General features: G+C 61.6%; 8 protein-coding genes. 4 read left to right on the top strand and 4 right to left on the bottom strand.

Going from position 1 to position 14,887, the window contains the following annotated elements; genetic code table 11:
• Positions 1-131: 131 nt before the first annotated feature.
• The 3 genes from H045_RS09565 to H045_RS09575 are packed head-to-tail and all read left to right on the top strand — an operon-like array spanning position 132 to position 5,598.
• Positions 132-1,373, top strand: a complete 1,242-nt coding sequence (locus tag H045_RS09565) for an exonuclease SbcCD subunit D C-terminal domain-containing protein (protein ID WP_015372224.1) — start codon at positions 132-134, stop codon at positions 1,371-1,373.
• Complete coding sequence (locus tag H045_RS09570; RefSeq protein WP_015372225.1) at positions 1,370-5,008, top strand: AAA family ATPase; 3,639 nt, start codon at positions 1,370-1,372, stop codon at positions 5,006-5,008. Before H045_RS09565 ends, H045_RS09570 begins: the two co-directional genes overlap by 4 nt.
• Entirely contained in the window at positions 5,005-5,598 is a 594-nt protein-coding gene (locus H045_RS09575) for a glutathione S-transferase (protein WP_003236322.1), read from the top strand. The genes H045_RS09570 and H045_RS09575 overlap by 4 nt, the downstream gene beginning before the upstream one ends.
• An 8-nt stretch (positions 5,599-5,606) precedes the next feature.
• Here H045_RS09575 and H045_RS09580 read toward each other — a convergent pair whose 3' ends face one another.
• The 3 genes from H045_RS09580 to H045_RS09590 form a co-directional block, all read right to left on the bottom strand.
• Positions 5,607-5,786, bottom strand: coding sequence for a hypothetical protein (locus tag H045_RS09580; RefSeq protein ID WP_003236326.1), 180 nt, complete (start codon positions 5,784-5,786; stop codon positions 5,607-5,609).
• A gap of 157 nt (positions 5,787-5,943) precedes the next feature.
• Entirely contained in the window at positions 5,944-7,119 is a 1,176-nt protein-coding gene (locus H045_RS09585) for a lactonase family protein (RefSeq protein ID WP_003236328.1), read from the bottom strand.
• Positions 7,106-7,396 carry a DUF5629 family protein gene (locus H045_RS09590; RefSeq protein WP_003236330.1) on the bottom strand — a complete coding sequence of 97 codons (291 nt, stop codon included), beginning with the start codon at positions 7,394-7,396 and terminating at the stop codon, positions 7,106-7,108. The genes H045_RS09585 and H045_RS09590 overlap by 14 nt, the downstream gene beginning before the upstream one ends.
• 141 nt (positions 7,397-7,537) lie before the next feature.
• Here H045_RS09590 and H045_RS09595 point away from each other — a divergent pair, with 141 nt between their 5' ends.
• Positions 7,538-12,418: a dermonecrotic toxin domain-containing protein gene (locus H045_RS09595; protein WP_015372226.1), complete on the top strand. Its 4,881-nt coding sequence runs from the start codon at positions 7,538-7,540 to the stop codon at positions 12,416-12,418.
• An 81-nt stretch (positions 12,419-12,499) separates the two neighbouring features.
• On the opposite strand, the gene H045_RS09600 is transcribed toward H045_RS09595, so the two are convergent.
• A complete protein-coding gene (locus H045_RS09600; RefSeq protein WP_003236333.1) occupies positions 12,500-14,875 on the bottom strand; it encodes an efflux RND transporter permease subunit in 2,376 nt (791 codons plus the stop codon).
• Positions 14,876-14,887 lie beyond the last annotated feature (12 nt).

Genomic DNA, 14,887 nt, shown 5'->3' on the forward strand with positions numbered 1-14,887 from the left:
GTTTGCTGCGCGACGGCGCCAAGTCGAAGACTTGGTGGAGCCTCCCACCTTTGGTCTGTACAGGCCGCAGGCATACCCCGCGCTTTTGCAGGTAAACTCCCCTCCTTTCCATCTTCTCCACGGAGTTCGCCTTGCGTCTGTTTCACACCTCCGACTGGCACCTGGGCCAAAACCTCCATGGCCAGGAACGCGACTTCGAACACGCCTGCTTCCTGGCGTGGCTGCTGGGTCAGCTCAAGGCTCATAGCCCTGACGTGCTGCTGATCGCCGGCGATATCTTCGACACGGTCAACCCGCCACTCAAGGCTCAGGAGCGGCTGTATGATTTCATCATCAGCGCCCACGAACAAAATCCCGAACTGACCATCGTGATGATCGCCGGCAACCATGACTCCGGCTCGCGCATCGAGTTGCCCGCGCCGTTGATGCGCCGTCTGCGCACCCATGCGCTGGGCCGGGTGCTGTGGCTGGATGACGGGCAACTGGATGCCGAGCGCCTGCTGATTCCCTTGCCCACGGCCAAAGGCAAGATTGCCGGCTGGTGCCTCGCACTGCCCTTCCTGCGCCCGGCGGAGGTCACCGGCGCCCACTTGGGCGACGATTACTTGCGCGGTATCGGCCAAGTGCATGAATGGCTGATCGCCGCCGCCAACGCCAAGCGCAAAAAAGGCCAGGCGCTGATTGCCATCAGCCATGCGCATATGGCCGGCGGTTCGGTCTCGGAAGATTCCGAGCGCAGCCTGATCATCGGCAACGCCGAGGCGCTGCCTGCCAGTCTGTTCGATAAAACTGTCGGTTACGTAGCCCTCGGCCATTTGCACAAGCCACAAAAGGTGAATGGCGAAGAGCGCATTCGTTATAGCGGCTCGCCAATTCCGCTGTCGTTTTCCGAGATCGGCTACAAACACCAGATTCTCGACGTGATGTTCCAGGGCGAAAGACTGGTCAGCGTCGAACCGCTGCTGATCCCGCGCGCGGTCAACCTGCTTCGCCTGGACGCCGCGCCGCTGGCTGACATTCTCAAAGCGCTGGCAGAGCTGCCCGACATTGACCTGCTCGCCGAAACCCAGCGTCACCCTTGGCTCGAAGTGCGTGTGCGCCTGGATGAGCCGCAGCCGGACCTGCGCCAGCAAATCGAAGCCGCCTTGCAGGGCAAGGCCGTGCGCCTGGTGCGGATCGCCGCCGAATACGCCGGCAAGCGCGGTCAGGACGACAACGACGACGCACGACTGATCGAACTCGACCAGCTCACGCCCCAGGAATTGTTCAGCCGCGCCTGGCACGACAGCTACGGCAGTGAAGTGGACGAGCAGACCCTCAATGACTTCGCCGTGCTGCTCCAGGAAGTGCAACAGGAGGAGCAACAGCCATGAAAATTCTTGCCATCCGCCTGAAAAACCTCGCCTCACTGGCAGGCCCGTTTGAAATCGACTTTACCGCCGAGCCGCTAGCCAGCGCCGGCTTGTTTGCAATCACAGGCCCCACCGGCGCGGGTAAAAGCACCCTGCTCGATGCCTTGTGCCTGGCGTTGTTTGGCGCGGTGCCGCGGCTGGGCGACACCGGCCAGGCGAAAATGCCGGATGCCGATACTGACATTTCCATTGGCGATCCGCGCACGCTGATCCGTCGCGGCACGGGGGGCGGCTATGCCGAAGTGGATTTTGTCGGCGTCAACGGCCGTCGCTACCGCGCGCGCTGGGAGGCCAACCGCGCCCGCGACAAGGCCAGTGGCAAGCTGCAGAACAGTCGGCAAAGCCTGCTGGACCTGGACAGCGATCAAGTGCTGGCCAGCCAGAAAACCGAATACAAAACTCAGCTGGAACTGGCCCTGGGCCTGAACTTCGAGCAGTTCACCCGTGCGGTGCTGCTGGCACAAAGCGAGTTCAGCGCGTTCCTCAAGGCCAACGACAACGAGCGCAGCGAGCTGCTCGAAAAGCTCACCGACACCGCGCTGTACACCCAGCTTGGTCGCCGCGCCTTCGACAAGGCCAAAGACGCGCGAGACGTACACAAGCAGTTGCAGGATCAAGCCACCGGCATCGTCCCGCTGGCCGCCGAAGCCCGTGCCGAACTGGACCAGCAACTGAGCGACGCACAGCAACAGTTAAAGACTCAGCAGGCCCAGCTCAAGCAGCTCGAATTGCAACACACCTGGCTCAAGGAACTGCGCGAATGGCAGGAGCGCCAGCTCAGCGCCACCCAACAACTGCAACAGGCACACGCCGAGTGGACAGCCCAGAGCCCGCAACGCCAGGACCTGAACCACCTGGAGCAGTTGGCGCCACAACGTCATCACTTCGCGCGCCAGGCCGAACTCAATACCTTGCTCACGCCACTGGCCGCGCAGATTCAGCAGCTTATTGAACAGCAACACGCGCTGCATACCCGTCAGCAGCAGGCACAGTTGCAACAAACCAGCGCGCAAAGCGCTTTGGCCCATGCCCTGAAAAACCAGGCCGACGCCGCGCCGCTGTTGCGCCAGGCCGTCGAAGAGCAAAGCACCCTCGCCCACCTGACTCGCGAACTCGCCAAGCGCACCGAAGAAAAACACCAGCAACAAAGCGCCTGCCATGAAGGCCAGGCCCGGCTCAAAGCCATGCAGGACAAACACGCCGACGTCGAACAGCGCCTTCAACGCCTGGCCGCCGAGCTTGAACGCAGCGCCGTCCTTGCCCCACTGAGCGATGCCTGGAACGCCTACCGCGATCGCCTGCAACAGCTGATGCTGATCGGCAACCGCCTGAGCAAAGGCCAGGCCGAATTGCCCCAGCTGGAACAGCGCGCCACTGCCACTGCACAAACGTTCGCCGAACAGCGCGAAGCGCTGGACCTGCTGTTTCAGGAAGCCGGCGCCGAACCCCACGCTGTAGCCGAACAGGTGCAGCTGCTGGCCAGCCTGCTGCAAGACAATCGCAAGCAACAGCGCGCCTTCGAAGACCTGACGCGCCTGTGGGACAGCCAGCAGCAGTTGGACCAGCAAGCCGCCGCACTCACGCAGAAGCTCGTCGACGCGGCGCAAAAACGCGAGCAACTGAACCAGACCGGCCTGCAAGCCAAGGCCGAACTGGCGGTCGCCGAACAGACCCTCACCGTGACCCGGCAACTGCTGGAGCGCCAACGCCTGGCGCGCAGTGCCAGCGTCGAGGAGTTGCGCGAACAGTTACAGGATGACCAGCCCTGCCCCGTGTGCGGCAGCCCTGAACACCCGTATCACCAGCCCGAAGCGCTGCTGCACAGCCTGGGTCGCCACGATGAAACCGAAGAGGCCACGGCGCAGAAAGCCGTCGACACGCTCAAGGAAAAGCTCACCGAGCTGCGCGGTGAGGTCGGCGGCCTGATCGCCCAGCAGAAAGAGTTCCTGCAACAACAGGACCACCTGAGCGCCCAGCACACTGCGCTCAAGCCGAGCCTTGAGGCGCACCCGCTGGCGGCTTCGCTGTTCAATCAGGAAGCGGCCAAACGCAGTGCCTGGCTGGCCCAGCAGCTCAACCAGTTGACCCAGAGCATCGGCCAGGACGAACAGCGCCAGGCCGCACTGCTTAACCTGCAACACAATGCCGGGCGCCTGCAACAGCAGCTGCAAAGCGCCCAGGAAGCGAGCCAGCAAGCGCGCCAACTGATGCTCGACCAGCAACGCGAGCTGGCCAACGACCGCGAACGCCTGGACGAAGAATTGCACGCCTTCGCCAGCCTGTTGCCCGCCGAAACCCTCGACGGTCTGCGCCGCGATCCGGCGGCAACCTTCATGTTGCTCGACCAGCACGTCAGCCAGCGGCTTGAGCAACTGGGCCATCAACGTGACGAACTGGCCGAACAGCAGGCGCGTCAGCAGGCCATCGAGAAAGAGCACACCCATCAGCAGCATCGTGAGCAGCAGCTCGACGCGCTCAGCCAGCAGTTCAATGAGCTGGCGACCCAGCAACAGGCGGCCCAGGAAAAACTTGCGACCTTGCTGGGCGACTACGCCAGTGCCGAACACTGGCAACAGCAGCTGGAACAGGCGGTGGTGCAGTCACGCCAGAGCGAAACCGATGCCAGTCAACAATTGCAGGCCATTCATAACGAGCTGATCCAGTTGGCGGCTGACCTCAAGGCCCGTGAAGAACGTCAGTCGGCGCTGCACAGCGAACAAGCGGCGCTCGACACACGCTTGAGCGAGTGGCGCGCATTGCATGCCGAGTTGGATGACACCCAACTCACACGCCTGCTGGGGTTCGACGACGCTCAGCTCAGTGCGCTGCGCCACCAGGTGCAGGCCAGTGAAAAAGCCGTCGAGCAAGCCAGGGTGTTGCTGCAAGAGCGCGAACAGCGCCTGGCCGACCATCAGGCTCTGCACAACGGCAACTTGGAAGCCGAACAGCTGGACAGCAACCTCGCAGCCCTGAACCAGCAATTGGCGGAGGGCGAAAAATGCTGCGCCGAGCTGCGCGCGCGCCAGTCTGAAGACCAGCGCCGCCAGGACGCCAACAGTGCACTGGCCGCGCAAATCACCAAGGCCTATGAAGAATGGCAACGCTGGGCGCGCCTGAATGCACTGATCGGCTCGGCCACCGGCGACGTGTTCCGCAAACTCGCTCAGGCCTACAACCTCGACCTGTTGGTGCACCACGCCAACGTGCAGCTGCGCCAACTGGTGCGTCGTTATCGCCTCAAGCGCGGCGGCAGCATGCTCGGGCTGCTGGTGATGGACACGGAGATGGGTGACGAACTGCGCTCGGTGCATTCGTTGTCTGGCGGCGAGACGTTTCTGGTGTCGTTGGCCCTGGCCCTTGGGCTGGCATCCATGGCGTCGAGCACGCTGAAGATCGAGTCGCTGTTTATCGACGAGGGCTTCGGCAGCCTGGACCCGGAGTCGCTGCAACTGGCGATGGACGCGCTGGACGGCTTGCAGGCCCAGGGCCGCAAGGTGGCGGTGATTTCCCATGTGCAGGAAATGCACGAGCGCATTCCGGTGCAGATCCAGGTCAAGCGTCAGGGCAACGGCTTGAGCACCCTGGAGGTCACGTGAGCGAGGCGCTGCTGTATTCGTTCCGGCGCTGCCCTTATGCAATGCGCGCTCGCATGGCCCTGCGCTACGCCGGGGTGGCGGTGCGCATTGTCGAGGTGAGCCTGAGGGCCAAGCCGGCTGAAATGCTGGCGCTGTCGCCCAAGGGCACGGTGCCGGTGTTGAGCGTGGGCGGCCAAGTGATCGATGAAAGCCTGGCGATCATGCAGTGGGCCCTGGCGCAGCACGACCCGGATGACTGGTTGCGGCAGGATGACCCGGCCGCGCTGGCGTTGATCGCCGAGAATGACCAGGACTTCAAACATCATTTGAATCGATACAAGTACGCCGAGCGCTACCCGGAGCATCCGATGGAACATTATCGGGCCGAGGGTGAGGTGTTCCTGCAGAAGCTGGAACATTTACTGGCGGGGCGTAGCTGCTTGTTGGCCGAGCATTTGAGCCTGGCAGATGTGGCACTGGCACCGTTCGTGCGCCAGTTTGCCCATGTGGATCGCGAGTGGTTCGCCAGTACACCCTATATCCGATTACATACCTGGCTGCAGCGCTTTCTGGAATCGCCGCTGTTTGTAGCGGTAATGGCCAAACCCTGAGTTCAAGCTTATCGCAGGGTCTTGTGATCGAGGGCGGCATAGAAGTTGGCGCTTTGTTGCAGGTACTTCTGGGTATAGGCGCTGGTGCTGGATTTTTTGTCGGTGACGTCCACGCTGGCAGCCGCTGGCAAGGCAACAGTGGCGGAGACAGCAGAAGCGGCGATGATGGAGAAGAGATTCAAGTTCATGGCGGTAACCCTCGTGTTCGTTTGGTTGAGTGGCCGGGGAAGGCCTTGGGACTCAACTTACGCCCGAGGCGTTGAACCTTGGAAATGCTTTGAAACAGTAGCCGCTATTAACAGAATTAATGGAAAAGCTCAGGCCCCGCGTTGCGGGGCCTGTGGCTTATTGACGCACCAGAAACTTGAGGTCGCTGGGCGCATCAATAGGCAGTTTCTGCACGGTTTTACCCAGCAGGCCGGTCTTCTGGTCGCGCTCGACCACTACGATTTCATTGCTTTTCTGGTTGGCGATCAGCACGAACTTGCCGCTCGGGTCCAGGCTGAATTCACGCGGGTGGTCGCCCTCGACGGAGCGTTTTTGAATCTGCTTGAGGTGCGCCGTGGCCGGGTCGATGCTGAACACCAGCAGCTGATTGGCCGTACCGCGATTGCTCACGTACAGGAACTTGCCGTCGCTGGAGGCATGCAACGCTGCACCGGCCTTATCGGTCACCGGCTGGCCAGTGGCGTACTCCACCAGTTGGGTCTGGGTGAGCTGGCCGTCCTGATAATCGAACACCGCAATCTGGGCACTCATCTCGGTGGTCAGCCAGGCATGCTTGCCGTCGGCGCTGAACAGCAGGTGACGCGGACCGCTGCCCGCCGGCAGTTGCACCGACGCCGGCTTGGCCGGGGTCAACGGTTGTTCGTGATTGGCCTTGGGGTCGTAGCGGTAGACGAACACCTTGTCGGCACCCAGGTCCTGCACGAACACGTAGTTGCCATCGGGCGACGCCACCACCGAGTGCACGTGGTTGGAGGCCTGGCGTTCAGGGTTCACGCCACTGGCCGGGTGCCCGCTCATTTGCACCGGTGCCGACAGCTTGCCGCTGGCGTCCAGCGGCAGAATCGCCAGGCTGCCGCCCGGGTCTTCCAGGACCGAGTAGTTGGCGACGAACAGATAGCGCCCGTCAGCCGCAATGCTGGAATGGGTCGGCTCATTGCCCAGGCTCTGCACCTGGTTGATCAGGCTGAGCTGATGATTCTGCGGGTCAATGCTGTAGCCGCTGACGCGGCCGACCGCGTCCTGCTGGCCCGGGCCATTTTCGTTGACCACGTAGAGGCGCTTCTGGTCTTTGGAAAGGGTCAGCCAGGACGGATTGGCCGCCTTGGCCGCCAGCACCGGCTTGCCGTTGAACTGGCCGGTGCGGCTGTCGAACTGCAGGCGGTAGATACCTTCGCTGCTGCCGGCGGTGTAGCTGCCCACCAGCAGGTCATGGGTGTCGGCCGGTGCAGCCTGCACCGACATTGCACCGACACTGCCCGCCATCAGCAGCGGCCAGAATTTACGCATCATCATGCTCGTCGTCCTCATCGTTATTGTTGCCGGTGATCGCACTCATGCAGATCAGGCGATGCTCGCCCGAGTCACCGGTCAGGGTCCAGCTTTGCAGGGTCTGGTCAAAGGTGGCGTGTTCGACCTGCTCCAGGCTGAACGTCCAGCGCTTTTCAGCACGGCCGTCCATGGCGGTGATCTGCAGCTTTTCTTCTGACAGCTCAAATTCGAAGGCGTGCAACCCGTCGATCTCAAGCATGTCGGCGGTGGTGAGGGCGGTGGTGAGGTTGTCGGCAGTCATTACGCATCGGTCATCTGAAAAGGAAGGTGCACATGATAGGCGAGTTCGCGCGTCAGAGGGTGGCGGTAACCGGCTAACGCCCGCACGGCGCGACGGTCCCTAACGTACACGGGTCCCCTTCTCTTTCGTAAAGGAATACCCGTGACCGATACCTTGATCAAACGCGCCGTAGAGGCCCAGTTCCGCACACGCCCGACCCTGCGAACGGTGGTGGCGCAGATGCTCGCCGATCACCTTCAGGAAAAATACCCGCCGCTGACGCTGCCCGTCGCACAGTTGCGTTTGGCGCTGCCCCGTGAGGGCGGCGGGCGTAGTTTGAGCCCGTTGCTCGAGGTGGCGCTTGAGTACATCGCCACCGGCATTTTCCCTGAGCTCACTGCACACGACGGACTCGACGCTTACCTGAGTGATGCCAGCGGCACGCGGTTGAGCTTTGAACACAACGGCACGCGCAGCTATAAGCTGGCGGTGGTCGAAGCGGTCATCCGCGAGTTGCCGTTTATCGTGCACGTGGGCGTTCAAGACGCGCTGACGGCCTACTGGAATAAGCCCGGCGATGCCGGAGGCAGCCGCTGGCACTGGTTCTCCGCAATCTTGCAGGGCCAGCTGCGCGCCGCGGCCATCCGCCAGTTGGCCGATGATGTGCCCGCGTTGCAACGACTCATCCACCTGGCCGACTACCCTGCGCGCGAAACCCGCAGCCAGCGCGCCGGAGCAGAATCTTCGCTGCATGCCTACAGCGTGGAGACCCGCCTGGTTCAGGGCGAAACCCGAGTCACCGTGCAATCGAGCGATATTGTGTTGGTCGATGGTAAACAGGTATGGCTGTACGGCCTGTCGGGACGCATCGAAGCGTACCCGAGCCTGGATGCGTTTGGCCAAGCCTGGGGGCGACGCATGGCACAACGGTTCACCGCTGACAGCGTTACCTGGCAACTTTATGAGCCCGACGGCAATATTTTCGAGGTGCAGGCCGCACTGGTGCTCAATGGCCAACTCGAAGACATTGCAGCCGTAGACCTGACGCAAGCGATCACGCTGGATCGCCTGGAAGCGCTGTTCGAATCGATCACTGACCCGGCCGCGCAACTGGACGAAACTGCCGTTACGCCACCGCCGCCCCTGCAGCGGATCGAAGCCGCCCTGCCCGACTGGCTGCAGCACGCCTCGCCGGACCTGCGTCTGGCCTACCACGGCTGCCTGCTCGAACAGGCCAGCGCCAGGCGGCTGGACAACGCAAAGACGTGGCTGGAGGGGCTGGACGACATCCGCACGTATGCCCGCCGCCATCTGGACAACCAATTGTGCCTGGAGCGAAACGCCTGGCTGATCGGAAAACGCAGTTGTGAAACAGACGCTGCGCACTACACCGCCGACCATTTGGAACTGACCTTTAAAGTGCCGTACGGCACGCTCAGCGGTGGCTATGTCGAAACGGAGCGCATGAGCCTGGTGGACCTGGCCTTGAAAAATCTGTCCGGCAAGCCGCGAGGCTCCATGACCCTGCGTGACACCTCCGGGCAGGCCATCGAAGCGTGGTTGACGCCCGACTACGTTGAGCGGCTGGCGCAACGGGTGGACATCGGCCTGAACTACACCCGCTATATTCGCCAAGCATTGCTCACCGATACCGACGAGGCGAAGCAACGTAAAAGCAGGTTCATCTCCCAGCGCCCGCTCGAGTTGAAAAGCCAGGCGCTGGAACATGCGATCAAAGGCGAAGCGGGATTGACCGCCACGGGCGCCGACTACGTGGTTGCAGTGCTCGCTGCCAGCCGCGTCGAACGGTATGTCGATAACCGCGAAATCGTCATGCGCCCACTGGCCTTTCAGCGCAAGCCTGGGGCGAAATCGGATGCGGTGCAGCACATGTTCATCATCGAGGCGCGTAACGGAGAGGACGGCCCGCACCTGCTGTATCGCCCGACCTACCGCCAGTCACTGCTGCAATTCAGCAGTCGCGAGCAGTTGCTCCAGGCCATCGTGAAACCGGGCGAGCTGCAGGACAGCGTGCTGGCGTGGCTGGATGAGAACGCCAGAGCCGTCTACGGCAATGGCGGCTTCAGCGAACCCCATTACGTGCGCATCATCGGCATCGGTGCGGAGTTCGACCCGTTGCCCGCCGTGCCCGCGCCGGCGACACTGGCTGCGACTGACGATGAAAGCAACGCCGAGCTTCTGCAGTCGCTGACCAACGGCCAACTCATGGAGTACCTGTTTACCAGCGAAGCGCGCCAATTGCTGGAGCAGGCGGACCGCGAGTCGACCTCCAATGCCGAAAGCCGTTGGGCGCTGATCCTGGAAGGCGCGCAACTGGGCTTCAATACCTTATTGATGCTGGTACGCGGCCCGGCGGCAGTGGTGGGATGGTTTGTGCAACTGATCCAGAGCCTTGCCCAGGACTTGCCGGCCCTGGTCAGCGATGACTCGACTGCGCGGGAACTGGCGTGGATCGACGTACTGCTCAACACCGCCATGGTGCTGGTGCATAAGGCTACGGCATCGCCAACACCGCAACGTTCGCCGATTGACCAGACGACCCTCGCCCGACTGCCCCTGCGGCGCGCGGCGGACCAGGCGGCAAAACCACTGCCCGTGATCAAGCGTGGGGTGGTCGGCCTGCCCTCCGAACCACCGGGTGGCGGTAGTACGCTGATTGACTTTGACCATTCACTGGCCGGCGATACCGCATCGGCACGCCTGCGGGACAAACTTCTCAACTACAAAGTGGCATGGCCGGACCCTGCGCCCTCTCCCGTCGAAATCGGCGCGCTCAAGGGGCTGTACAAGATAGATCGCGTTTGGCACGCGTCGGTGGGCGGGTTGTTGTTCCGGGTCAACATCGTTCCAGGGTTCAACGAAGTGTTTATTGTCCACCCCGAAAAGCCCGCACACCCCGGCATCAGGCTGAAAACCGATGGCAAGGGCCATTGGACCCTGGATCGCGGGCTGAAGCTACTGGGCGGCGGCCCCAAACGTCTTGCGCAGCTACGCGAGGAAAACCAGCGTAAAACGCGTGAAATGGTCGCAAAAATGGAATCGCTCGCCCTGGAAATCACCGAGCAGATGAATGAGTTCAATGCATCGCTGACGCGGATGCAGGCGGCCTACGACGACTTGGTCAAACAGGGCAACACACTCAAAACAGTGTGGAAACTGCTCGAGCACGCTGACACCGTGCAAAAAACCGCGCTGCTGAAAAGGCATCAACTTGAAATGCAGGGTTATGCCAGGTTGCGCAACCAGTATGAAGTGCTACTGGAGCCTTTGCAGGCACGCTATGAGCAGTTGCTCCCCCTGCGCCTGGAGCTGGTTGAGGTGGGTCGATCTCTGGAAAAGTACGGGGGTGCATGGGTTCACGTGCGCGACCGGGCCAAAACACTGCAGACTCTGTGGGGTAACCAGTTAGCCATTCACACCTACCTCAGGGGATGGGCCGACACGCTGCGTTTCACTGGCAGTGGAGAGCCCATGTCAGAGCTGGCTTCACGCATGCTCCCGGAAAAATGGCTGGGAGATCCGACCGCTTATAACGAGCATGTGGCCAGAGCGATAGAACTGGCCGACACACTGCAACGCATGGCAACGCTGTCCCAGGCGATGGAAGCCACCCTGGATCAACTGGAACAGGACTCCGTAGCGGGCCGTGCCATACGAGAATCACTGTTGGCCGGGATCAAGTACCCCCAGCACTTCTTCTCCGAAAGCCTGAAACTCAACGCGCTGATCCCGTTGTCGTGGGTGATGGTGGAACCGTTCGAGCCTGGGCTGACACGCACGCCACAGGAAGCCCTGTACGTCGAACACCTGGAATACCGGGACCTGACCAAAGCCGTGCTGTCCCATATCGAAGTGCGCAGCAGTTCAGGCTATACCCTGGCAGAACAACGCCAGGTCTACGATACGGTGCTGGTCATGTACCGGCGCTATGAACACGCCACACAGACGCTCAAGACGATCAACCCGCGCCGCCTGCATACGACGTCCGAACGCCTGCTCAAGCAACTGGACAGTGCTCGTCGGCTGGCCGAAAGCGAGCTGGAAGCGGTTGTTAGCCAGCAGGAAGAGCTGGAAAGCCGGCAACCTGCGGCAAATAGGCTGCCTCCCAAGGCCGCCACAAAACGGGTGTTCAAAACCCGCAAGCACCGCTATTACGTCGGTGACCTGCAGTCGGCAGGTGCGGCGAGCGGCACAACACACATGGTCATCACCGACACGATGACCGGCGAAGCCATTGCCAGGTATGACCAGCAGGCGGACGGCTGGGCGCAGGCACGTCAGGACACGCCCGTGACGCCTGAACCGGCACCCACGGTTCAATCGCTGACCACCCTGAAAAGCCAGGGTCTGGAGCTGATCCGACAACGTCAGGAGATTGAGCGCGTCATCGGCACCCAGCAGCAGAAACTGCTATCACCGCTGACCCGTCAGGAGGTCAACCCGGCGGACTGGGATGCGTTGCTCAGCACACAGGCGAGCAAGCTTGACGCGCTTGCGGACACCATTGCTCGCGAACATCCCGGCAGTCCGGCGGCGCAGGATCTGATCGATGATTTCAGGGCGAACGCCCGTGACATGAATCGAAAGGCCCAACGCGTCACCAGCGATGCCTACAAGCAACAATGGCCAACCCTGGAAGGTATCGATTACCTGTGGCGCCACAAGGAAATCGACATCAACCTGACCAGCCAGGTTGACCCGCTGCGCCCCACCTTGAGCGGCGACTTCTTTACCGAGTACGCCGTCTACGACAAGGCCCGCAAGCCAGCAGCGGTGTTGTGGTACGCGCACTTTCATTACGCATCGGCGCAGGCTGCGCCCACGGCTTACACCCGCGCCCATCTAAAACTGCCCGAGCAACGCAAATTCACGCAAAAGGATCTGCTCAAACAACATGTGCAAGTCCAACTGCGTGCTCAGCAGGAAGCCGGCGCCGAGCCCTTGGGCAAGATCCTCTATGTGTTGATCGAGCCGCCGACAGACCGGTTATTCCTCACCATCGCGCCGTCTACTGCGGGTTGAAACCGTAACGGTCGCCCCAGGACCCGGAGGTCGGGCCTTGGGGCGGATCGGCGCGGCGAGGCCTGGCCGCGAGTGACCCACTCAGTGCGCGAACAACGAGTTGCCTTTCTTGCCCGCCAGCTTTTCGGGTTTGATCAGGAAACGCGCCAGCGCCGGCAACAGCCACAGCGCGCCAAACATGTTCCACAGCAACATGAAGGTCAGCATCAGCCCCATGTCGGCCTGGAACTTGATCGCCGAGAAGATCCAGGTGCACACACCGATCGCCAGGCACAGGCCGGTAAACAGCACGGCTTTACCGGTGGACTTAAGTGTTTGGTAATAAGCCTCCTGCAGCGGCAGACCGGCGCGCAGGAAGCTTTCCAGGCGACTGTAGATGTAGATGCCGTAGTCCACGCCAATGCCCACACCCAACGCCACCACCGGCAACGTCGCGACCTTGACGCCGATGCCCATGAACGCCATCAGCGCGTTGCCCAGCACCGAGGTCAGCACCAACGGCAGCACGATGCACAGGGTTGCCGCCCAAGAGCGGAAGGTGATCATGCACATGGTCGCCACGCACAGGTACACCAGAATCAGAATGGTCAGTTCCGAGGCCTTGATGACCTCGTTGGTGGCCGCTTCGATCCCGGCGTTACCGGCGGCGAGGATGAATTCCAGGCCGTCCTTGTTGTTCTCCCTGGCGAAGTCCTGCACAGCGTGCACCGCGCGGTCGAGGGTTTCGGCCTTGTGGTCGTTGAGGAACACCAGCACCGGCGCCAGCGAGCAATTGTTGTTGTACAGGCCATCAGCGCGGGCGATGGAGTTGTTCAGCACGTCGGGGTTGCGCGACAGGGTTTCCCATTTCAGGTTGCCCTCGTTCATACCCTTGATCATCTGCTTGGACACGGTCACCAGCGAGATCGCCGACTGCACGCCCTCGGTGTTCTGCATCTTCCACATCAACTGGTCGATGGGCGCCATGGCTTCATAGCGCGAGCAGCCTTCGGCCTTGGTCTTGACCATCACCACCAGCACGTCGGAGCTGGTGGAGTAATTGCTGATGATGAAGTTGTTGTCCTTGTTGTAGCGCGAGTCCGGACGCAGCTCCGGCGCGCCCTGGTCCAGGTCGCCGATCTTGAGGTTCTGGCTGTACCAGAGACCGCCGCCAAACGCGACCAGCGCCAGCAGGATCGAGACCGGCGCGACTTTGGCGCTGGCGAATCTGGACAGCAGGCGCCAGAACGGGTGTTCGCGGTTCGCGTCTTTCTTGCTCCTGGCGATGGCGCGCTTGCTGATGCCCACGTAGGAAATCGCCACCGGCAGCAGGATCAGGTTGGTGAATACGATCACCGCCACGCCGATGGACGCGCCGATGGCCAGCTCACGGATTACGCCGATGTCGATGATCAGCAGGGTAATGAAACCCACCGCATCGGCCAGAATCGCGATCATGCCCGGCAGGAACAATTGGCGGAAGGTACGCCGCGCTGCGGTGAGCGCGTTGTCGGCCTCACTGGACTGCAGGGCGATACCGTTGATTTTCTGTACGCCGTGGGAAATACCGATGGCGAAAATCAGGAACGGCACCAGCATCGAATACGGGTCGAGTCCGAAGCCGAAAAAGTGCATCAAGCCCAGTTGCCACACCACCGCCACCAGGGTGGTACTCAATACTGCGATGGTGCTGCGCAGGCAGTTGGTGAACCACAACAACAGGACCAGCGTAATGACGAACGCGATGCCGAAGAACAGCACCACCATCACCAGGCCGTCGATCAGGTCGCCGACCTTTTTGGCAAAGCCCACGATGTGGATCTTGACGTTGGGGTTCTGCGCTTCGAACTTGTCGCGGATCTTGTCTTCGAGTTCATGGGAAAACTTGCGATAGTCCAGAGCCAGCAACTTGCCCTGATCCTGCGGGTCCGGGTAGGACTCCAGCAACGGGATATCGACGATGCTCGACTTGAAATCGTTGGACACCAGACGTCCGACCTGGCCGGACTTGAGCACGTTGTTGCGCAGTTGATCGAGGCTGGCCGGCGAGCCGTTGTAGCTCTGCGGGATCACCTCACCGCCGGCAAACCCTTCTTCGGTGACTTCGGTCCAGCGCACGCTGGGGCTCCACAGCGACTTGAGCCCCGAACGGTCGACGCCGGAGATGTAGAACACCTCGTCGTTGATCTGGCGCAGGGTCTCCATGTAATCCCTGGTAAAGATGTCGCCGTCTTTGGCCTCCACCGAGATGCGCACTGTGTTGCCGAGATTGGCCAGGTCGTTGCGGTGCTCCATCATCTTTTCGATGAAGGGGTGCTTGAGCGGGATCATCTTTTCGAAGCTGGTGGACGGGCGAATCAGGGTCGCCTGCCAGAACAGGAAAATGCTCACCAGCAGGCAGATCACGATGACTGCCGGGCGGTTGTTGAAGATCAGGCGTTCAAGGAAGGTCGCTTTATCGTTGTGATGACTGCTCATGCTGTCCCGCCC

The organism is Pseudomonas poae RE*1-1-14 (genome assembly GCF_000336465.1).
Lineage (GTDB): Bacteria > Pseudomonadota > Gammaproteobacteria > Pseudomonadales > Pseudomonadaceae > Aquipseudomonas > Aquipseudomonas poae.

Excerpts from the sequence above, each read along its gene's own strand:
- H045_RS09590 (WP_003236330.1), bottom strand. The coding sequence starts at position 7,396 with ATGACTGCCGACAACCTCACCACCGCCCTCACCACCGCCGACATGCTT.
- H045_RS09580 (WP_003236326.1), bottom strand. The coding sequence starts at position 5,786 with ATGAACTTGAATCTCTTCTCCATCATCGCCGCTTCTGCTGTCTCCGCC.
- H045_RS09600 (WP_003236333.1), bottom strand. The coding sequence starts at position 14,875 with ATGAGCAGTCATCACAACGATAAAGCGACCTTCCTTGAACGCCTGATC.
- H045_RS09585 (WP_003236328.1), bottom strand. The coding sequence starts at position 7,119 with ATGATGATGCGTAAATTCTGGCCGCTGCTGATGGCGGGCAGTGTCGGT.
- H045_RS09570 (WP_015372225.1), top strand. The coding sequence starts at position 1,370 with ATGAAAATTCTTGCCATCCGCCTGAAAAACCTCGCCTCACTGGCAGGC.